This is a genomic window from Halobellus sp. LT62 (genome assembly GCF_037031285.1).
GTDB lineage: Archaea > Halobacteriota > Halobacteria > Halobacteriales > Haloferacaceae > Haloquadratum > Haloquadratum salinisoli.
The window spans coordinates 184,627-203,991 of record NZ_JAYEZO010000002.1 but is presented as its reverse complement, the minus strand read 5'-3'; the positions used below and the strand labels follow the sequence as shown (position 1 = coordinate 203,991).

General features: G+C 66.4%; 17 protein-coding genes. 5 read left to right on the top strand and 12 right to left on the bottom strand.

From position 1 onward, the window contains the following. Positions 1-11: 11 nt before the first annotated feature. Positions 12-926 (bottom strand): YkgJ family cysteine cluster protein, encoded by a 915-nt coding sequence (locus tag U5919_RS10300; RefSeq protein ID WP_336025559.1) that lies wholly within the window; start codon positions 924-926, stop codon positions 12-14. Between the two features lie 152 nt (positions 927-1,078). On the opposite strand from U5919_RS10300, the gene U5919_RS10295 reads away from it, so the two are divergent. Then, complete coding sequence (locus U5919_RS10295; RefSeq protein ID WP_336024108.1) at positions 1,079-1,282, top strand: DUF7561 family protein; 204 nt, start codon at positions 1,079-1,081, stop codon at positions 1,280-1,282. A gap of 263 nt (positions 1,283-1,545) precedes the next feature. Continuing rightward, positions 1,546-2,952, top strand: coding sequence for an ATP-binding protein (locus U5919_RS10290; RefSeq protein WP_336024106.1), 1,407 nt, complete (start codon positions 1,546-1,548; stop codon positions 2,950-2,952). 317 nt (positions 2,953-3,269) lie between these two features. On the opposite strand, the gene fer is transcribed toward U5919_RS10290, so the two are convergent. The 7 genes from fer to U5919_RS10255 form a co-directional block, all read right to left on the bottom strand. Continuing rightward, a complete protein-coding gene (fer, locus tag U5919_RS10285; protein ID WP_336024105.1) occupies positions 3,270-3,659 on the bottom strand; it encodes a ferredoxin Fer in 390 nt (129 codons plus the stop codon). 208 nt (positions 3,660-3,867) lie between these two features. Next, positions 3,868-5,166 carry an O-acetylhomoserine aminocarboxypropyltransferase/cysteine synthase family protein gene (locus U5919_RS10280; protein WP_336024104.1) on the bottom strand — a complete coding sequence of 433 codons (1,299 nt, stop codon included), beginning with the start codon at positions 5,164-5,166 and terminating at the stop codon, positions 3,868-3,870. 58 nt (positions 5,167-5,224) lie between these two features. Then, entirely contained in the window at positions 5,225-6,439 is a 1,215-nt protein-coding gene (locus U5919_RS10275) for an inorganic phosphate transporter (RefSeq protein ID WP_336024103.1), read from the bottom strand. A 164-nt stretch (positions 6,440-6,603) separates the two neighbouring features. Then, complete coding sequence (locus tag U5919_RS10270; protein ID WP_336024102.1) at positions 6,604-7,017, bottom strand: hypothetical protein; 414 nt, start codon at positions 7,015-7,017, stop codon at positions 6,604-6,606. 53 nt (positions 7,018-7,070) lie between these two features. Next, positions 7,071-8,276, bottom strand: a complete 1,206-nt coding sequence (metX, locus tag U5919_RS10265; protein ID WP_336024101.1) for a homoserine O-acetyltransferase MetX — start codon at positions 8,274-8,276, stop codon at positions 7,071-7,073. Next, a complete protein-coding gene (locus U5919_RS10260) occupies positions 8,273-9,646 on the bottom strand; it encodes an O-acetylhomoserine aminocarboxypropyltransferase/cysteine synthase family protein (RefSeq protein ID WP_336024099.1) in 1,374 nt (457 codons plus the stop codon). Before U5919_RS10260 ends, metX begins: the two co-directional genes overlap by 4 nt. Before the next feature lie 208 nt (positions 9,647-9,854). Further along, the gene (locus U5919_RS10255; protein ID WP_336024098.1) at positions 9,855-11,084 is read right to left on the bottom strand and encodes a pyridoxal-phosphate-dependent aminotransferase family protein; all 1,230 of its coding nucleotides are present in this window, start codon (positions 11,082-11,084) and stop codon (positions 9,855-9,857) included. Between the two features lie 242 nt (positions 11,085-11,326). Between U5919_RS10255 and ligA the strand changes: the two genes are divergently transcribed. Further along, the gene (ligA, locus tag U5919_RS10250) at positions 11,327-13,399 is read left to right on the top strand and encodes an NAD-dependent DNA ligase LigA (protein ID WP_336025558.1); all 2,073 of its coding nucleotides are present in this window, start codon (positions 11,327-11,329) and stop codon (positions 13,397-13,399) included. 31 nt (positions 13,400-13,430) lie between these two features. Here the strand turns inward: ligA and U5919_RS10245 are convergent, their stop codons facing one another. The 3 genes from U5919_RS10245 to U5919_RS10235 all read right to left on the bottom strand — a co-directional run bounded on the left by U5919_RS10245 (position 13,431) and on the right by U5919_RS10235 (position 15,784). Beyond that, a complete protein-coding gene (locus U5919_RS10245; RefSeq protein ID WP_336024097.1) occupies positions 13,431-14,351 on the bottom strand; it encodes an ABC transporter permease in 921 nt (306 codons plus the stop codon). Further along, positions 14,348-15,376, bottom strand: coding sequence for an ABC transporter ATP-binding protein (locus tag U5919_RS10240; RefSeq protein ID WP_336024096.1), 1,029 nt, complete (start codon positions 15,374-15,376; stop codon positions 14,348-14,350). Before U5919_RS10240 ends, U5919_RS10245 begins: the two co-directional genes overlap by 4 nt. 114 nt (positions 15,377-15,490) lie before the next feature. Continuing rightward, entirely contained in the window at positions 15,491-15,784 is a 294-nt protein-coding gene (locus tag U5919_RS10235; protein ID WP_336024095.1) for a DUF7967 family protein, read from the bottom strand. A 133-nt stretch (positions 15,785-15,917) separates the two neighbouring features. On the opposite strand from U5919_RS10235, the gene U5919_RS10230 reads away from it, so the two are divergent. Continuing rightward, entirely contained in the window at positions 15,918-17,651 is a 1,734-nt protein-coding gene (locus U5919_RS10230; protein ID WP_336024094.1) for an excinuclease ABC subunit C, read from the top strand. A 264-nt stretch (positions 17,652-17,915) separates the two neighbouring features. Beyond that, positions 17,916-18,314 carry a CBS domain-containing protein gene (locus U5919_RS10225; protein ID WP_336024093.1) on the top strand — a complete coding sequence of 133 codons (399 nt, stop codon included), beginning with the start codon at positions 17,916-17,918 and terminating at the stop codon, positions 18,312-18,314. Between the two features lie 30 nt (positions 18,315-18,344). Here the strand turns inward: U5919_RS10225 and mdh are convergent, their stop codons facing one another. Beyond that, positions 18,345-19,259 (bottom strand): malate dehydrogenase, encoded by a 915-nt coding sequence (gene mdh, locus U5919_RS10220; RefSeq protein ID WP_336024092.1) that lies wholly within the window; start codon positions 19,257-19,259, stop codon positions 18,345-18,347. Positions 19,260-19,365: the final 106 nt, after the last annotated feature.

Sequence of the window (19,365 nt, the reverse complement as noted above, 5' to 3'; positions counted from 1 at the left end):
TCCGCGTCAGGTTAACCGTTCTCGCCGGAGGCACCGTCGGCCCGTCGGTCAGAGACCGCGTCCCAGCCGGGCGTTTCGGGGGCTCCACGAGACACTTCGACGGCGTCCGCGCGCGGCGGATCGATCGCACGGGAGCCGTCCTCATCGGCGGCGGCGATCCACTCGTCGATCGCCCGGCCCACCCACGAATCGGCGTCGAGGACGTCGGCCGTCGCGGCCGCGGCGCGTTCGTCGTTGATTGCTAGCGACCCCGGTTGCGATCCCGCCGCGACGCCGACGAACGCCGCACGGTCCGTGTCGGTCAGTGCGCCTCGTCGCATCCGGTCGACGATGCCCGCGAGTTCCGCGGGGTCCGGATAGCCGAACACCTTCGCGCCGACGGCCTGTGGCCCGAGGAGCAATCCGGCACTGTCGGCCTCTGGTGTGCCGTCGAGGAGTCGCTCGCCGCCCTGTTTCGCTTCGACCCGCTCGCACTCGGTTTCGACGCCGAGGTCGAGGTTGTGGCTCGGATACGTCGCGCACTCGGTGGGGTAGCTCTCGGAGCCGTGGATCCGACACTGCAGCGTCTCGGGATCGAGAAAGGCGCAGGTTCGCAACCACCGCGTCTCGGTCTCGAACGGCGCGACCGGCTTCGGCGGTTTCCGGAGGCCGACGAAGAAGGCGGGGCGGCCGTCGAGCGCGGCGACTCGGACGCCGTCGACGACGACGCCCGGCGTCTCCTCGTCGACGCGCCACAGCCGCGGCGTCAGGACGTCACCGAAACCGCGCTCGACGAACCGAGCCACCTCATCGCGCGTCAGCGGCACGAGGTTGTACGCGTCGTCGAGCGGTTCGCCCGGTCCCCGGCGCTCGTGATCGGAGGGCGTCTCCGCGAGCGGCCGCCAATCGATGCAGCAACCGGCGCAGCCCTCGCAGTTCAGTTTCATCGACATATGATACTACCTCCCACGGTAAGAATGATCCGGGAGAGGTCGTCTCGATCAGTTGGCAACGAGCGCAGTGCGGTCCGTGAATCAAGCCTCGCAAACGCTACGACAGACGCCGCAGGACGTATCTACCCCGGGTGCCGTTCTTCGGTATGACGAGTGAGCCCTGCGACGGGTGCGGTCGATCCGTTCGGATCGCCGGCGGCATCGGCGACTTCTGGTCGTTCGAGACGGAATCGACGGGCGGAATGACGCTCGAGCTCGACGACGGCGGCGAGTTCTTTCTGTGTCACGACTGTATCGCACGCCTGCCAGACGAACGCGTGGTGACGAGCGAAGACGTACAAGCGTTGTGAGGAGAACCGCCAGTCGCTCGTCGGAGCAGTCCTCGGTCAGTTCCGAACTCTCGCCGAAAAAGTAGCTGTTCCGGAAAAACGACTTTCTCGACGAAAGCCGCCGCCGAGCGGGTGTCGAACGTCGATCGTCAGATGACAAGGTTCTCTTTCCCCCGTGCTCGCATACGCTGAAGAATCGTCGTCTCAACTACCGTAGCTTGAACTACGATAGTCTGGACTACGTTATATGCACATTTTATGTGCTGGTGAGCCGAAGTAAGAGCATGGCTGCGTTCGTCAACCGAGAGCAGGAACTCGACAGGCTCCACGAGTTATACGAGAGTGACTCTGCGGAGTTGAGCGTCGTCTACGGACGTCGGCGGATGGGGAAGACAGCGCTCGTCGTCAAATCCATCGAAGACCGTGACGACGCGGTGTACCATCAGGCTGCACACGGAACGACGGAGCAGCAACTCGACTCCTTCATCGCTGATGCTGCAACGGTGTTCCCGGGAGTCAACCGGATTCGGAAGGACTGGGAGAACGTTCTCACGCATCTCGCTGAACAGGACGCAATCGTGATCCTCGACGAATTCCCGTACCTCGTAGACGAAAACGAAGCGCTCCCTTCTCTCATTCAGCGGCTCTGGGACCACAACGTCGAAGATACGGCTGCGACCTTCGTGCTGACTGGCTCGGCGATCGGGATGATACACAAGATAGCGCTCGACGGGAGTTCACCGCTGTACGGCCGCATCTCCAAACGGCCGAACGGGAAACTCGAAATCGGCCCGCTCCCGTTCGCTGCCGCGATGGAGTTCTTCCCGAACTACGCGCCAGCCGAACAGGTAATCGCGTACGGCGTGTTCGGGGGAACACCGGAGTACCTCAGGGCTGTGGACGATACGCAGTCACTACAGGGGAACATTACGGAAACCTTGCTACTCCGTGATGGCGGCCTCCACGAGGAGCCCGAGGACGTCCTGTACCGGGAACTGGATGAGGTGGATCGGTATTTCGCCGTTCTGAAAGCGTTGGCCGAGGGGAACCACAAGCGAAACGAGATCATCCAAGCTGCCGGGATCAACGCCAACAGCGCGAGTTACTACCTCTCGCGCCTGCGGGAACTCCAGATAATCGAGCAGGAGTATCCGGTTACCGTTGATCCGTCCCGGAGTCGAAACAGCCGGTATCGAATCCGAGACCAACTGTTCGCGTTCTGGTTCCGGTTCGTACACGGCCGTTCGTCCCGGTACGAAGTGTTCGGGGCAGATGCGTACGACGAACTCGTCGAACCACATCTCCCGGACTTCGTCAGTACGACGTTCGAACGACTCTGTCAACGAGCAGTTCTCTACGAGTACGGGGACGTGTACACGTTCACGGAAGTCCCGGATCGGTGGTGGGACACCGACGGACGCGAGATCGATATCGTGGCCCCGACGAACGGCGACACGTTACTGGTCGGGGAGGCGAAATTCCAGCAACAATCGATGGGGTACGACGTCCTAGCCCAACTCGAACAGGAGGCACCGGAAATCGAGTGGACTCCGACCGACGGCGAGGTGAACTACGAGTACGCACTGTTCAGCCGAAGTGGGTTCGCGTCGTCACTGGAGGAAGCAGCCGAGGAGCGAGACGACCTCGGTCTCTTCACGGTTGACGATGTCGTTGAGACACTGTCCGATTGACTACGGGGGAAGCAGTCCGTTCTACACGCGGTTAACGCTGAAAGAGAAACCGGTCGGAAGAGTTAGTTCAGGCCGGAAACGGGTGGTCTGAGCAGTCGTCACCCTTCCAAAGCCCCGCGTCCGTTTAACCACCGTGAACGCCGTTAATTAGATGACATACAGCTCACGGCTGAAAGCGACACCTGGTTCTGTTTGCAGTCCAAGTCTCAGCGTAGAATAGCCGTTAAATGGTCTAATGGTGGATATTTCCCGAGGATCGGTGGCCGCGCGATCCCGGGATACGGTTCATCTGTTTAACGCACGTTGTACGCTGTTGTTCAGATGACGCGGTTCTGCAGGTAGTCGAGGTGCTTCGCGTTGTAGACGATCTTGACCTCGTCGGCCGCCGGCGAGCCGATGCAGGTCAGGCGAACGCTCTTTTCTGAGACCTCCTCGTCGGAGAGGATCTGCTGCATATCCATATCGATCTCGCCCTCTTTGAGGATGGCCGCGCAGTTCGCACAGGCACCGGCGCGGCACGAGAAGGGCCAGTCGTAGCCCTGTGCCTCGGCGGCTTCGAGAATGTACTCTCCCTGATTGACTTCGAGGGTGCCGTAGTCTTCGGCGTCCAAGCCGGCGTCGGCCGCCTGACCGAAGAGGTCGTCGTCGTCGAGGTCCCAGCCGTTGTCGTCCAGTACTTCGTAGTTGAGGTATTCTACGGTAGGCATCAGCAGGTGGTTTGTGTGCCTTCCCATTAGACTTTGCTGTTCAGTTTTCGCAGTGAGCCGACTGAAACCGCGTAACTGTTCGGTTTTTTCGCCGTCCGGGGGCGGAACGGTACGATCGTTTACACGTTAGCGCGGAAATCAGCGGCAGCAAAAATCGTACTCGCGGGCGAAAGCGGGTGCGACGAGTCGACGACGAAACGGGTTCGCCTCAGTTCGTCGCCGAGCCGATCGCCTGCTCCAGATCGGCGATGATGTCGTCGACGTCCTCGATCCCAACCGACAGGCGGACCATATCCGGCGTCACGCCCGCGGCCGCCTGCTCCTCTTCGGTGAGCTGTTGGTGCGTCGTCGACGCCGGGTGGATCACGAGCGTCTTCGCGTCGCCGACGTTCGCGAGCAGCGAGGCGAGCTCGACGTTGTTGACGGTGTCGCGGGCGGCCTCGTAGCCGGCGTCGAGGCCGAACGTGATCATTCCGCCGTAGCCGCCCTCCAAGTACTCGCCGGCCTCCTCGTGGGTCTCGTGGCTCTCCAGCCCGGGGTAGTTGACCCACGAGATCGCGTCGTGGGCTTCGAGGAACTCCGCGACGGCCATCGCGTTCTCGCAGTGGCGCTCCATCCGCATCGGCAGCGACTCCAGTTTCTCGATGGTGTTCCACGCGTCGAACGGCGACTGGGCGTTCCCGAGGTCGCGCAGGCCGCGGGCGATGGCGGCGTAGGTGAACGCCGCGTCGCCGAAGCGCTCGGCGAAGTTGACGCCGTGGTACGCCGGGTTCGACGCCCCGATCTCGGGGTACTTCTCGGCGTTCTCGGCCCACGGGAACGACCCGCCGTCGACGAGGACCCCGCCGATCGTCGTCCCCGCGCCGTGGATCCACTTCGTCGTGGAATTCCACACCAGGTCCGCGCCGTGTTCGATCGGGCGACAGAGGTACGGCGTCGCGAACGTGTTGTCGACGAACAGCGGCACGTCGTGCTCGTGGGCGATGTCGGCGATCCGCTCGATGTCGGGCGTGACCAGAGCGGGGTTCCCGATCGTTTCGAGGTGGACGTAGGCGGTGTCCTCGTCGATGGCCTCCTCGTAGGCGTCGTAATCGAGCGTATCGACGAACTTCGTCGTGATCCCGCGGCGCTCGACGGTGTGGGTGAAGTACGTGTAGGTGCCGCCGTAGAGCGACGCCGCCGTGACGATGTTGTCGCCCGCGCTGGCGAGTAGGAACGTCGCGAGGTCGAGCGCGGCCATTCCGGACGCGGTCGCGGCCGCGCCGATGCCGCCTTCGAGCGAGGCGAGACGCTCCTGCAGCGTCGCGACCGTCGGGTTCATCAGCCGGCTGTAGATGAACCCCTCTTTTTCCAGTGCAAACTGGCCCGCGGCGTCGTCAGCGTCGTCGAAGACGTACGAGGTCGTCTGGTAGATGGGCGGTGCGCGCGCGCCGGTCGCCGGATCAGGCTCTTGACCCGCGTGAAGGCTCCGCGTCCCGAATCCGAGCGGCTTGTCGTCGTCTGCCATAGCGCCCGCTTCTCGCGTGTGGATGGTAAAACTTTACACCCGGTAGTTATTGCCGGCGTCAGAGCACGCCCAGCGAGAACAACACCCGAAAGCTGACGTAGGAGCCGACGGTCGCGATGACCGGCACGACGTTCTGCATCACGATGACTCGCATCGTGGTCTCCGGATCGAACAGGTCCGACGCGCGCGGGATGTCTTCCGGCGAGCCCTCGCCGATCCGCTGTTTCGGGACGTCGTCCGGCGATCCCGGGTTACCGATCGTCGGTGCGGATTCGTCGGCGGTGAGCGCTCCGACCGAGACCCGCGGCGTCTCCTTGCCGCGCACTCCCTCGTCAATGGTAGTCGTCCGAGTCGCTCGGCCCCAGCCGAGGCCGACGATGCTCATCGTCGCGATCACGACGAAGCTGGCGGGGATCCCGATCGCCGAGAGGACGATCACGATGGTCGAACTCACGACCGCGACGATGATGGCCGCGGTCATCGGAAGCTGGGTGATGTCGTTACCGAGCGTCTCCATCGTTCGACGGGCGATCGTGAACGCCCCGACGGCGACCGCCGCGGAGCCGATCAAGATACCCGGACTCATCTCCAACGCGCCGCTGCCGACCAGCGGTGCGATGGCGTTGGCGATGTTGCTCGTTCCGGAGCTGAACGCCATCAGACAGCTGATGGTGACGACGACCACGGCTCCGACGAACTCGCGACGCTCCGTTCCCGCGCCGATAACCGGCTTCGGAAACCGACCCGATCGATCGAGTTCCACGAGCGACCCGTCCCCGCGATCGATCGCGATCAGCCGCACGATGTCCTGATAGAAGTACCGGCCGATGACCCCGGAGACCCAAAAGCCGATGATCGGCGCGAGGATCCACCACGAGGCGATCTCCCCCATCACCGCCCAGTTGAGTTCGCCGGCGGCCGTCCCGAGTCCCGCGATCGAACCGACCGCCGTCATCGACGTCGACGCCGGAACGCCGAAGATGTTGCCCAAGAGCAGTGCGCCGCCGATGAAAAACAGGACGACGATGCTCGAAAGCAGCGTGAACACCGCCGGATCGGTGACGAGTTCCTGCCCGAGGGTGTCGACGACTTGGCGACCGATGGTCCATGCCCCGAGGAAGAAGAACACGGACATCAGGCCGGCAGCGACCGTCTTGGTCACGATGTTGGCCCCGACCGCCGGGGCGAACGCCGGACCGGTGGTCGCGCCGCCGATGTTGTACGCGACGAAACAGGCGACGACGAGTCCGACAATGAGAAGCGGATCGAACACGGTAGAACGTCTTGGTACTGGAGACCATCGGAAAAAAGCCCTCCGGGACCGATCGAGCGCTGAACGGCGGCCGGGACGTGCGCTCTACTGACAGCCTGCGATCATGGCTCGATGCGACACGGGCCGACGATACCCGCTCTGGGCGCTCGGTGCTCGACGGCAACTCAAACCGATCGATGACCGATTCGCGCGCCCGCGAGCACGAGCGCCAGCCCGACGGTTCCGACGCCGAGCGCGCCGAAGACGCCGACGTCGCCGGCCGCGGTCGGGGTCCCTACACCGACGTCGACGCCGAATGCGAGGAGCGCGGCGACGGCGACGAGGACGACGCCACCGACCGAGACGGCGACGGTCCGTCCCCGGTCGACAAGGACGGCGAGTCCCGCGATCAGGAACCCGATTCCGACGACGGCCCCGGCGACGGCGACGTTCGCGACCGCGCCGCGGGCGAGGAGGTCGACGCCGCGCGCGCCGTCGGCGACCGCGAGCGGAACGAAGAGGCCGCCCCACACGAGCGCACCGCCCGCGAGTGCACCGGCGAATCCGACGAGGCGAGCGAGGAAGTCGGCGGGAGACATACGTCAGCGAACGGCGGGGCGAGAAAAGTGTGTTCGGGTTTCCGTCAGGATCGTCACTGACTGAACAGCGACGCGTGAACGGGCGCGAAATCGTTGCCGGTGTCGGGATCCGGTTCGTCGGTGTCGTGGACGGCGCGCCCCTCGACGCCCGAGTCGAGGAAGTCCCGCAGCGGCGGGCCGACCTTCTCCGGTTCGACGAGGAACGCGTCGTGGCCGTGGTCCGAGTCGATGACGTGGTGAGCGACCGGGACGTCGTTCGCGCGGAACGCGCTCGCGACCGACTCGGACTGCTCGGTAGTGAAGTGCCAATCGCCGGTAAAGGAGAGCAAGAGCGCCTCACCCTCGAAGGCGGCGAGCGCGCGGGCATCGTCCTCGTAACCCTCCGCGAGGTCGTAATCGTCCATCGCGCGGGTGAGGTACAGATACGAGTTCGCGTCGAAGCGCTCGACGAACTTCTCGGCCTGATAGTCGAGGTACGACTCGACGTCGCGGTACGGGAAGAACGCCGCCGCCGGATCCGAGGGGAACGAGTCCCGACGCGCGTCGCGCCCGGCGGCACGGCGGCCGAACTTCTGTTCCATCGACGCCTTCGAGAGGTACATCACGTGACCGATCTGTCGGGCGAGCGCGAGGCCGTCGGTCGGCCGGTCGCCGGTCCCGTAGTACTCGCCGCCGTTCCAGTTCGGATCGGTCGTGATCGAGCGGCGGGCGATGGCGTCGAGGGCGAGACACTGGGCGTCGAGGCGGGCGGCGGCCGCGATAGAGACGATATGGCGCGCGTCGTCGGGGTAGCGCTTCGCCCAGTCGAGCGCGTTCATCCCGCCGACGCTCCCGCCGACGACGGCGTGCAGGCGGCCGACGCCGAGTTCGTCGAGGAGGAGTCGCTGCGAGCGCGTCCAGTCGCCGACCGTGACGGGCGGGAAGTCGGTGCCGTACACCTCACCGTTCGGGTCCTCCGACGACGGCCCCGACGTCCCGTAGCACGATCCGGGGAGGTTGGCGCAGACGACGTAGTACTCGTTCGTGTCGATGGCCTTCCCGGGGCCGACGATGTCGTTCCACCACGCGCGGGCCTGTCCGGCCGTCCCGGAGCCGTAGCCCGCGACGTTCTGGCTGCCGGTGAGGGCGTGACAGACGAGAATCGCATTCTCTCCATCGAACTCGCCGTACGTCTCGTAGGCGACGGCGAGGTTCTCGATCTCGTCGCCGGACTCGAAGTCGAAGCGGCCGAGTTCGACGGTTCCGCTGTCGGTCTTCATTTCTCGCCCCCCGCTTCGTTCCCGGTTCCCGAAACGCTTCGGCTCGCCGCGCTGATCGCGCGGTCCAAGTCGGCGATCACGTCGGCGGCGTCCTCGATGCCGACGGAGAGGCGGAGCATCTCGGGAGAGAGTCCCGCGGCGCGCTGTTCCTCCTCCGAAAGCTGTGCGTGCGTCGTCGATGCGGGGTGGATGATAAGCGTCTTCGCGTCGCCGATGTTCGCGAGGAACGAGGCGAGGTCTGTCTCCTCGCAGGTCCGCTTGGCCGCCTCGAAGCCGCCGGCGAGGCCGAACGTGAGCATACCGCCGAACTCCCCGTCGTCGATATCGTCGCCCGCGTTGGCGGTCTCGTCGGCAGCGCGGTCTCCGTCGCCGGAGCCCAGATACCGGCGCGCGTTCTCGTGGGTCGGGTGCGCCTCGAACCCCGGATACGACACCCACTCGACGCCGTCGTGTTCGCGGAGGAACTCCGCGACGGCGCGGGCGTTCTCGCAGTGGCGAGCCATCCGGAGGGGCAGCGTCTCCAACCCCTGAATCGTCTGCCACGCGTCGAATGGCGACTGCTGGTTGCCGAGCGTACGGAGCGCGCGCTGACGGGCCGCGTTAGCGAACGCCGCGTCGCCGTAGCGCTCGACGAAGTCGATCCCGAAGGCCGGGTTCGTCCCGGAGAGCTCGTCGTAGTCCGCGTGCTTCCACGGGAACGTGCCGCCGTCGACGAGGATGCCACCGATCGTCGTTCCCGACCCGTGGATCCATTTCGTCGTCGACTCCCAGACGATGTCCGCACCGTGTTCGATCGGTCGGCAGAGATACGGCGTCGCGAACGTGTTGTCGACGACGAGCGGCGCGGCGTTGGCGTGTGCGACGTCCGCCAGACGCTCGAAGTCGGGCGTCTTCAGCGAGGGGTTGGCGATCGTCTCGACGTGGACGAACGCGGTGTCCTCGTCGATCTGCTCTCGGTATTCCTCGTAGTCGAGGGTGTCCACCACCCGGATCTCGACGCCCCGGCGCGTCGCCATCTTCGTGAGGTACGTCGCGGTCCCGCCGTACATATCCGCGGAGGCGACGACGTTGTCGCCCGCGCTCGCGAGGATGCTCGTCGCCGAATCGAGCGCGGCCATCCCCGAGGCCGTCGCGACCGCCGCGACCCCGCCTTCCAGCGCCGCCAGCCGGTTTTCTAAAATCCGCGTCGTCGGGTTCGAGATGCGAGAATAGACGTCGCCGTCGGCCGCGAGCGCGTACAGGTCCGCGGCGTGGTCGGCGTCGTCGAACGCGTAAGAGGTAGTCTGATAGATCGGCGGCGCTCGCGCGCCTGTCGCCTCGTCCGGCTCCTGACCGGCGTGCAGACTCCGGGTGTGGAAGCCATCGACCATACTATGTATAATACGCATATTCGTTCGCAGACTTATAACCAGCGGTTACGGACGAGGTCGGTGCGTGGTACCGTTCCTCGCCCGGACGCGACACCGCGGTCGCAACGCTATCGGTCGAGACGCCCGGAACGGAGGAGAAAAACCGCAGAGGTCGAGTTCGGCACCGGTCGCGCCGATCCCGGTCGCGGCGTGGCTCACCCGGCGTAGCTCACTCGGCGTCGAGTTCGGCGTCGGCCGCGTCGAGCCCGGCCTCGACGTCGACGTCGACGCCCGCGTCGGCCATCGCCTCGCCGACGGTCCGGACGCCGCGGCGGATGGCGTCGTCGGGGAGGCCGCCCATATTGCTCACGCGGAAGATGGTGCCGCCGAGGTGGCCCTGACCGCCGGAGATGCTGACGTTGCGCTCCGTGACGCCGTCGAAGAACGCGTCGGCGTCGTCGCCCGAGACGGCGTCCGGCAGCGACACCGCCGTCACGGTGTTCGACAGTTCGGTGGCACCCGTCGGGGCCGCGAACAGTTCCAGTCCCATCGCCGTGAAGCCGGCGCGGAACGCCTCGGCTTGGCGGCGATGTCGGGCGATCCGGGTCGGCATCGTCTCCTCGACGATATCCTCGACGGCGACCGCCATCGCGCGGAACAGCGGGACCGCGCTGGTGAATGGCGTCTGGTGGGACTCCGCTTTTCGAAGGTGCCACTCCAAGTCCTGATAGAACGGCGCGGATTCACCGTCGAGGGACGACTCGACCTCACTCGTGACGTACACCGCGCTGATTCCCGGCGGCGCGGCGAGCGCCTTTTGGGAGTCGGTGATCGCGATGTCGACGTTCCACTCGTCGAGTTTGAAGGCGTCGCCGCCGATGGAGGTGACGCCGTCGACGACGAAGCGCGCGTCGTATTCCTCGGCGATCTCGCCGACGCCCGCGACGGGGTTCAACAGTCCCGTACTCGTCTCGTTGTGGACCATCGTGACGACGTCCGTGTCGTCGGTGACGACCGCGCGAACGTCCTCCAGCGGGATCGACTCGCCCCACGGGACCTCGACCCGCGTGACGTCGGCGTAGCGCTCTGCGATTCGGGCGAAGCGACGTCCGAACTTCCCGTTGACGAGGGCGACGACGTGTCCGCCGTCTGTACCGGACTGCGTCCGGTCGCCAGCGGGACTTCGTCCCGCGCTGCCAACTACGTTGGCGACGGCCGCCTCCATTCCCATCGAGGCCGTGCCGTTGAGAATGAGCGAGGTTCCGCCCCCGGCGGTCGCCGTCGACGATCCGTCGAGCGTCGACTGCTCGAAGATGTAGTCGAGACCGTCCTGTGCACGCTCGTAGACCGCCTCGAACGCCGCGGACCGGTGTGAGACCATCGGCTGGTCCATCGCCGCCGACACCTCGTCGGTGATCGGCACCGGGCCGGGGTTGAGGAGCAGGAAGTCCTCTTCCATACGCCGCGATTGCCGTCCGCAGGGATAAGCGATACGGGTTTCCGTCGACGCTGTGAGCGCTCTCCGGCGGTCGCTCGCTCGGCGCGTTCGTCGGCCTACCGAGACGCGCCGCCCCGGCGCTGCCGACGGGGATCACCGTCTGACGAAGCACCTAACTCCGCCGCGTCCGACCCGCCGATAGAATGAGCGACGAGACGTCGCCGGAGGCGGAAGCAAACGAACACGACGGCGATCGCCCGGAACTGGCCTACGCCGATCCGGACAACCCGTATCTCCGCGAGCCGAACGTCGGTTTCGAGCCGGTCGAGGCGCTGACTCGCGAGGAGGCCCAAGCCCAAGCCGAAGAGCTCCGCGCGGCGATTCGTGAGCACGACCACCGCTACTACGTGCGGGCTGATCCGCTGATCTCCGACCGCGCGTACGACGAGCTGTTCGCGCGGCTTCGAGAGTTGGAGGCGACCTTCGACCTCGACAGCGAGGCGAGCCCCACGCGTCGCGTCGGCGGCGAACCGCTGGAGGAACTGGAGACGGTCCAACACCGCGCGCCGATGCTCTCGATCGAGCAGTCGACCGACGCCGACGACCTCCGGGAGTTCGACCGCCGCGTGCGCGAGGCCGTCGGCGACGTCGACTACGTCTGCGAGCCCAAGTTCGACGGTCTCTCGGTCGAGGTCGTCTACGAGGGCGGTGAGTACGTCCGCGCGGCGACCCGCGGCGACGGCGAGCGCGGCGACGACGTGACCGAACAGGTGCGGACGATCCGCTCGATCCCGCTGCGGCTCCGCGGCGACTCCCCTGATTCGCTTTCGGTCCGCGGCGAGGTGTATATGCCCCGCGACGCTTTCCGCGAGCACAACCGCGAGCGCGTCGAGCGCGACGAGGAACCCTTCGCGAACCCCCGGAACGCCGCCGCCGGCACCCTCAGGCAACTCGATCCCGGCGTCGTGGCCGACCGACCGCTCGATTGCTTCTTCTACGACGTCCTCGACGCGAGCGAGGTTCCAGAAAGCCAGTCGGCGACGCTCAATCGACTGCGCGAGTGGGGCCTGCACGTCAACGACCGCGTCGAGGTCGTCGAGTCGGTCGAGGACGCGATCGACTATCGCGACGACCTGCTGGCGGCGCGCGAGGACCTGAACTACGAGATCGACGGCACTGTCATCAAAGTCGACGCCCGCGACGCCCGCGAGCGGTTGGGCGCGACGACCCGCGCGGTCCGCTGGGCGTTCGCCTACAAGTTCCCGCCGCGCGCGGAGATCACTCGGATCACTGACGTCGTCGTGCAGGTCGGACGGACGGGACGGCTCACGCCGGTCGCCCTCCTCGAACCGGTCGACGTCGGCGGCGTGACCGTCTCGCGGGCGTCTTTACACAATCCCGATGAAATCGAACGCCTCGGCGTCGACGTCGGCGACGAGGTGCGCGTTCGCCGCGCGGGCGACGTCATCCCCGAGGTCGCAGAAGTGACTGAAAAGCGCGCCGCGGGGACGTTCGAATTCCCCGAAACGTGTCCGGTCTGCGGCAGCCCCGTCGAGCGCAACGGCCCGCTGGCGTTCTGTACGGGCGGACTCAGCTGCGACGCGCAGTTGATCCGCGCGATCGTCCACTACGGGAGCCGCGGCGCGCTCGATATCGACGGCCTCGGCGAGGAACGGGTCGAACAACTGGTCGACGCGGGCGTGGTGACGTCGCTGCCGGACCTCTACCGGCTCTCGGTCGACGACCTCGCGGAACTGGACGGGTGGGGAGAGACGAGCGCGCGGAACCTCATCGACGCCGTCGACGCCACTCGCTCACCGTCGCTTTCGGACTTCCTCGTCGCGCTCGGAATCCCGGAAGTCGGCGGCAGCACTGCCCGAAACCTCGCGCGGGCGTTCGGCTCGCTGGACGCCGTGGTGGACGCCGACGAGGACGCGCTCGAAGCCGTCGATGACGTCGGACCGACAGTCGCGGCGCACATCGCGGAGTTCTTCGCGAACGACAAGAACCGCGCGGTCCTCGAGGAACTCCGCGAGATCGGCGTCGAGCCCGAGGCGGTCGAAGCAGACGACGAACACGACGAGCTCGACGGCCTGACGTTCGTCTTCACCGGATCGCTGTCGGTGACTCGCGGCGACGCCCAAGCCCTCGTCGAACGACACGGCGCGTCGGCGACGAGCAGCGTCTCCGGCAACACCGACTACCTCGTCGTCGGCGAGAACCCCGGCGAGAGTAAGCTGGCCGACGCCGAAGCCAACGACGTGCCGGTGCTCGATGAACGGGAATTGGAGGAACTCCTCGCCGAGTACGGGATCGGGTATCCACCGGAGGGGTAGCCGCTCGGTCGCGACCGTCCCGGATCGCAGATCAGAGGTCCGCGCGTTCGAACGCCCGGTAGCCGATCACCGCGGGAATCGCGATCCACGCGAGCAGAATCGCGAGGAGGAACCACCCCGAGAAGTAAAACGGGATCGACTCCCGAAGAATCGGCGTCAGGACCGCCTGCTCACCGAACGTCGTCGTGACGAGCCGCGCCTGTTCGGGGCCGTAATACACCTGTGCAGCGAGCGTCTCGTACGTTTTCAGCGGGTTCAGGTACTTCAGGAACACCCCGATCTTGACCCGAAGTCCCTCCGAGAGCGCCCCGATTCCGACCTCCTCGGCCGCGTAGTTGAGGAGTTTCGGGATTCCCTCGGAGATCGATCCCCAGAGGACGGCGAAGACGAGGTACAGCCCCATCGTCGCGAGCGTCGCCTCGCGGTTCGAGTCCGCGAGCGCCGAGAGGCTCAGGCCGATCGAGACGAACGCGACCCCTAAGAGCACCGTGAGCGCGACCTGTGGGACGAACGAGCCGAGCTGTAACCGCGTACCGGTCGCGAGGAGCACGAGGAACGTCGCGAAGAACCCGACGAGCAGGGCGACGACGACGACTGCCGAGCGTCCGAGGAGCTTTCCGGTCATCGCGTCGAGCCGGGAGTTCGGCAGCGAGAGCAGGAGCTTGATCGAGCCGCTCTCGCGCTCTTCGGTGATCGAGCCGTACGACGTCGACAGGGCGACGAACCCGAGGATCAACGCGAGCAGGCCGGGGAACGAGAAGCTGAACACGCCGAGGTCGGCGAAGAACCCGAAGAGGTTCGAGACCTGCCGGAGGTCCGGCGGGACCAAGAGACCGAAGAACAGCGCCGGCGCACCGCCGAGGAAGAGGGCGAAAAACAGCGTCGAACCGTGGAGCCACCGCGAGCGGATGGCGTCGCGGAACTCCTTGCGCGCGACGGCCTGCCAGCTCATCGCGTCACCTCCGCATCCTCGGTGGGTTCGTCTCCGGGTTCGTCTCCGCTTTGGTCCCCAGATTCGTCTCCGGGTTCGTTCTCGGCTTCGTCGTCGACCGCGCTTTCGACGGCCTCGTCGCGCTCGGTGTACGCGAGGAACAGATCTTCGAGGGAGGCCTCCTCGGTCGTGAAGTCGGTGACGCTGACACCGCTGTCCTCCAGTTCGGTGACGACGCGGGTTTTCGCGTCGCTCTCGCAGGCCACGCGGAGCGCGTCGTCGCCGTCGCGGTCGACGCGGTCGACGCCCGCGAGGTCGCGGACGGCGGCGAGGACGTCGTCGTCGACGCGCTCGCCGACGGTCACGCGGAGAGTCGCGTCGGCGTCCGAGGCGGCTCTGAGCCCCTCGATCGAGTCGACGGCGACGAGCTCGCCCGCGCGGAGGATGCCGACGCGGTCACAGACGGCCTCGACCTGTTCGAGGATGTGACTGGAGAAGAAGACGGTCGTCCCGCGCTCGGCCTCCGCGAGAACGATCTCGCGCATCTCTTTCGCACCCGCGGGATCGAGCCCGGAGGAGGGCTCGTCGAGGATCAGGAGGTCCGGGTCGCCGACGAGCGCCATCGCGAGCGCGAGCCGTTGGCGCATCCCCTTCGAGTAGCCGCCGGCCTGTCTGTCCGCCGCGTCGGCGAGTCCGACCCGGTCCAAGACCGCGTCGGGCTCGACGTCGACGTCCTTCGAGTCGATGGCGAACTCGACGTGGGCGCGGCCCGTCAGCCGATCGTACACGTCGAAGCCCTCGGGGAGCACGCCGGTCCGTTCCCGCACGGCGACACTGTCCTCGCGGGCGTCGTGTCCGAGGACGGACACCGTTCCGGACGTCGGCCGAACGAAGTCGAGTAGCAGGTTGATCGTCGTCGACTTCCCCGCCCCGTTTGGCCCGAGAAAGCCGAATATCTCCCCCTCCTCGACAGTGAGCGAGAGATCCGAGACGGCGGTGACGTCCTCGAACCGCTTCGTCACTCCGTCGAGTTCGATAGCACTCATACTCGTGGGTTGTCCGATCCGCGCATAAAGCGTTTGGTGAGAGAATCAGCGCTGAGACTGGGATTTCTGGTGGAATCCGGGCCTGTTACGTTTCGTCGTCGGGACTGAGCGCCGTTATATCTCGTCGTCGGGCCCGTGCTGTTCGCGCACGCGCTCGACCTCCGCCGCGTAGCGTTCTCTCGTCTCCTCGTCCTCGACGGGTTCGAGGTCGGCGGCGTCGACATCGACCGCGGCGGTGGTGCCGGTTCCGCGCTGACGCATAATCGTCGTCGAGACCTGTTTCCGGCGGACGGCTGCCCCGTCGGGCGTCGCGTAGATCATATCCACGAGTCCCCGGTCGGTGTAGGTGCGTTCGACCAGCCAGCAGCGAACGGTGTCGGCTCCGTCGCGGTCGTCGGCATCGGCCATAGCCACCGCTCGGCGCGGCAGCCGTTTGTAGCTACCGCCTCGACGCTGTCGTTCGTCGGCCCGATTTCGACGCGTCGTTGCGGTCAGTGCTGTCGCGTCACCCTCAAGCCCGCTCGCCCGCTACGTCGGGGCAATGGAGCGCAGCGAACTTCGCGAGCGGGCCGCGGAGTTACCGGCCGGTCCCGGCGTCTATCAGTTCCTCGATAGCGACGACGTCGTCTACGTCGGCAAGGCGGTCGACGTCCGGGATCGGGTCCGCTCGTACGCCGATCCGCGGAGCGAGCGCATCCGGCAGATGGTCGAGCGCGCCGATTCGATCGACGTCGCCGTCACTGACACGGAGACGCAGGCGCTGTTGCTCGAAGCGAACCTGATCAAGCGCCACCAGCCGCGGTACAACGTCCGGCTGAAGGACGACAAGTCCTACCCGCTCGTCCAACTGACGGACCACCCGATCCCGCGGATCGAAGTCACGCGCGATCCCGACCCCGGCGCGACGGTCTTCGGGCCGTTCACCGACAAGAGCCGCGTCGATACCGTGGTGAAGGCACTCCGCGAGGTCTACGGCCTCCGGGGCTGTTCGGATCACAAGTACGCGAACCGGGATCGACCCTGTCTCGACTACGAGATGGGGCTATGCACCGCCCCTTGCACCGGCGAAATCTCCCCCGACGCGTACCGAGAGGACGTCGAGTCGGTCGTCCGCTTTTTTACGGGCGAGACCGGCGTACTCGCGGATCCGCTCCGACGAGCGATGGAGACAGCGTCCGAATCCGAGCAGTTCGAGCGCGCCGCGAACCTCCGGGACCGGCTCGACGCCATCGAATCGTTCCACGGCGCGGGTGAAGAGGCGGTTTCGACGCGAAGCGACGAACGCGCGGTCGACGTCCTCGGCGTCGCCGTCGAGGGCGACGGCGCGGCGGTCGCGCGGCTACACAGCGAACGCGGCCAGTTGGTCGATCGCTCGCGGCACTACCTCGACGCCCCCGAGGGGGGAGAACGATCTGCGGCGGTTCTCACGGCGTTTCTGACGCAGTACTACGCCGAACGCGACTTCCCGGACGCGATCCTCTGTTCGGAGCGCCCGGACGACGCCGACGTCGTCGCGTGGTTGAACGCCGAAGGAGTCGACGTCCGCGTCCCGGGTGCTGGACGGGAGTCGAAACTCGTCGAGCTGGCGCTCAAGAACGCTCGAAGCGGCCCGAATCGGGGGGACGGGCTTGCGAGTCTCGCGGACGAGCTGGGGCTCCCGTCGGCCGCCAGAATCGAGGGCTTCGACGTGAGTCACGCCGGAGGCACGGCGGTCGTCGGCAGCGACGTCTGCTTCGTCGACGGCTCCGCCGAGAAGACCGACTACCGCCGTAAGCGACTCGTCGACGGCAACGACGACTACGCGCGGATGCGCGAGCTCGTCCGCTGGCGGGCCGAACGCGCCATCGAGGGGCGCGATGACCGCCCCGATCCGGACCTGCTGCTCATCGACGGGGGCGAGGGACAGCTCGGCGCGGCCCGAGACGCGCTCGCGGCGACCGGCTGGGACGTGCCGGTCGTCGCGCTCGCGAAGGAGCGAGAGCTCGTCGTCACACCAACCGGCGTTCGCGACTGGGACAGCGACGACCCCGCGCTGCACGTCCTCCAGCGCGTTCGCGACGAGGCGCACCGCTTCGCCGTCCAGTATCACCAGACGCTCCGCGACGACGTTCGGACGGTCCTCGACGACGTCCCCGGCGTCGGCGAGAAAACGCGGACCGCCCTCCTGCGGCGGTTCGGGAGCGTCGAGAACGTCCGGAACGCGTCGACCGCAGACCTGACCGACGTCCCCGGTATCGGCGAACAGACCGCGCGGACGATACGCAAGCGACTGTGAGCGGCGCGTTGGCGGCGACCGTTCCGCATCGCCGGACGCATCGCTAGCGAAAAGGCGAACAGTCGGCACCCGCGTCGGCGACGCCCCCGACTCGGCGTCGTCGCTGTTCGGTTTCCGGGCCGCCGTGCCGAACAACCGCGACCCGGCCCGGAGTGACTCTCAGATCACGGGGCTGCTGGCCGCGTCTTCATAGATAAATGATCGCCCGACGGCCGACCGCCGCGAGCCAAATCCTTAATAGTCGTTAACACGCCCCACTGAACTATGGACGATATTTTCGTCGCGCGAGTGATGTCCTCGCCGGTCCACACCGTTTCGCCCGACACGCTGGTCGAGGAGGCCGCACAGAAGATGCTGGACGCCGAGATCGGCTCGGTCGTCGTCGTCGACGGCGGGCGGCTCGTCGGAATACTGACGAACACGGACTTCGTGAAGATCGTCGCCGAGCGGAAGCCGAAGGATCAGACGCCGGTCTCGGAGTACATGATGCCGGTCGACGTGACGACGGGTGCGCAGACGCCGATCGCCGAAGTGGCAGAAGCGATGGTCGACCACGGCATCCACCACGTCCCCGTCGTCGACGACGACGACGCGGTCATCGGTATCGTGACGACGACGGATCTCGCGTCGTATCTCTCTCAGTTCCGGACGGCGTCCGTTTGAATCGGAAAAAGCGGACGAACGACCAGTTTGCTACGCGATTTTCTCGTACTGCTCGGAGAGTTTCTCCGCGGCGTCGTCGAGAAGGTCGCGCTCGTAGTCGTCGAGGTCCCACTCGACGACCTCCCTGACGCCGTCGGAGCCGAGTTTGAGCGGCACGCCGACGGCCGTGTCCTCGTAGCCGAACTCGCCGTCGAGGACGATCGAACCGGGGAGGACCTCGCCGGTGTCCCGGAGGATCGCCTCGACCATATGGGCGATGCCCGTTGCCGGCCCCCACTGCGTCGCGCCCTTGCGTTCGATGACGTCCATCGCGGACTCCTTGAGATCGCCGAGAATCCCCTCGCGCTCGTCGGCCGTGAATTCGGGATCCGCGCCGTCGACGCGGACCTTCGAGAAGACGGGGACCTGCGAGTCGCCGTGCTCGCCGAGGATCGTCGCCTCGACGTTTCGCACGGGCGCGTCGAACCGTTGGCTGAGCACGTAACGGAAGCGCGCGGAGTCGAGGCGACCGCCGAAGCCGATCACCTTGTGGCGGTCGCGTCCCCCCGACTCGTAGAGGTGGCGGTTCAGCAGATCGACCGGGTTCGAGGTCGTAACCGAGACGAAGTCGTCGTTGTACTCCGCCAGCGAGGAGCCGATATCCTCCATAATCGGCGCGTTGTCGCCGGCGAGGTCGATCCGCGTCTGTCCGGGCTGACGGGGGATACCCGCCGTGATGACGACGACGTCGGACCCGGCAGTGTCCTCGTAGGTTCCCTGAACGACCTCGGTGTTGGAGTCGTAGGCGATCCCGTGGTTCGCGTCGGCGGCCTGCCCGACGGTCTCGTCTTCCTTGTCCGGAATATCCACGAAGACGAGTTCGTCGACGACGTCGCGGAGCGCGAGATTGTACCCGGCCGCTGCGCCGACGGTCCCGGCCGCACCGACCACGCTTACTTTCGTCATAACGGGTGAGAGTTGCCTCCGCGGTCGATTAAACGCTTTGGCGCAGGCTGAAAGCGTGTCGGGAACGCGTCTCGGCGACACGTCACTCCATTCGGGCTAGCACCGC

Coding starts and splice junctions, on each gene's coding strand:
- U5919_RS10295 (WP_336024108.1), top strand. CDS start 1,079: ATGACGAGTGAGCCCTGCGACGGGTGCGGTCGATCCGTTCGGATCGCC.
- U5919_RS10260 (WP_336024099.1), bottom strand. CDS start 9,646: ATGGTCGATGGCTTCCACACCCGGAGTCTGCACGCCGGTCAGGAGCCG.
- U5919_RS10240 (WP_336024096.1), bottom strand. CDS start 15,376: ATGAGTGCTATCGAACTCGACGGAGTGACGAAGCGGTTCGAGGACGTC.
- U5919_RS10300 (WP_336025559.1), bottom strand. CDS start 926: ATGAAACTGAACTGCGAGGGCTGCGCCGGTTGCTGCATCGATTGGCGG.
- fer (WP_336024105.1), bottom strand. CDS start 3,659: ATGCCTACCGTAGAATACCTCAACTACGAAGTACTGGACGACAACGGC.
- U5919_RS10230 (WP_336024094.1), top strand. CDS start 15,918: ATGGAGCGCAGCGAACTTCGCGAGCGGGCCGCGGAGTTACCGGCCGGT.
- U5919_RS10270 (WP_336024102.1), bottom strand. CDS start 7,017: ATGTCTCCCGCCGACTTCCTCGCTCGCCTCGTCGGATTCGCCGGTGCA.
- U5919_RS10280 (WP_336024104.1), bottom strand. CDS start 5,166: ATGGCAGACGACGACAAGCCGCTCGGATTCGGGACGCGGAGCCTTCAC.
- U5919_RS10235 (WP_336024095.1), bottom strand. CDS start 15,784: ATGGCCGATGCCGACGACCGCGACGGAGCCGACACCGTTCGCTGCTGG.
- U5919_RS10255 (WP_336024098.1), bottom strand. CDS start 11,084: ATGGAAGAGGACTTCCTGCTCCTCAACCCCGGCCCGGTGCCGATCACC.
- mdh (WP_336024092.1), bottom strand. CDS start 19,259: ATGACGAAAGTAAGCGTGGTCGGTGCGGCCGGGACCGTCGGCGCAGCG.
- metX (WP_336024101.1), bottom strand. CDS start 8,276: ATGAAGACCGACAGCGGAACCGTCGAACTCGGCCGCTTCGACTTCGAG.
- U5919_RS10245 (WP_336024097.1), bottom strand. CDS start 14,351: ATGAGCTGGCAGGCCGTCGCGCGCAAGGAGTTCCGCGACGCCATCCGC.
- U5919_RS10225 (WP_336024093.1), top strand. CDS start 17,916: ATGGACGATATTTTCGTCGCGCGAGTGATGTCCTCGCCGGTCCACACC.
- U5919_RS10290 (WP_336024106.1), top strand. CDS start 1,546: ATGGCTGCGTTCGTCAACCGAGAGCAGGAACTCGACAGGCTCCACGAG.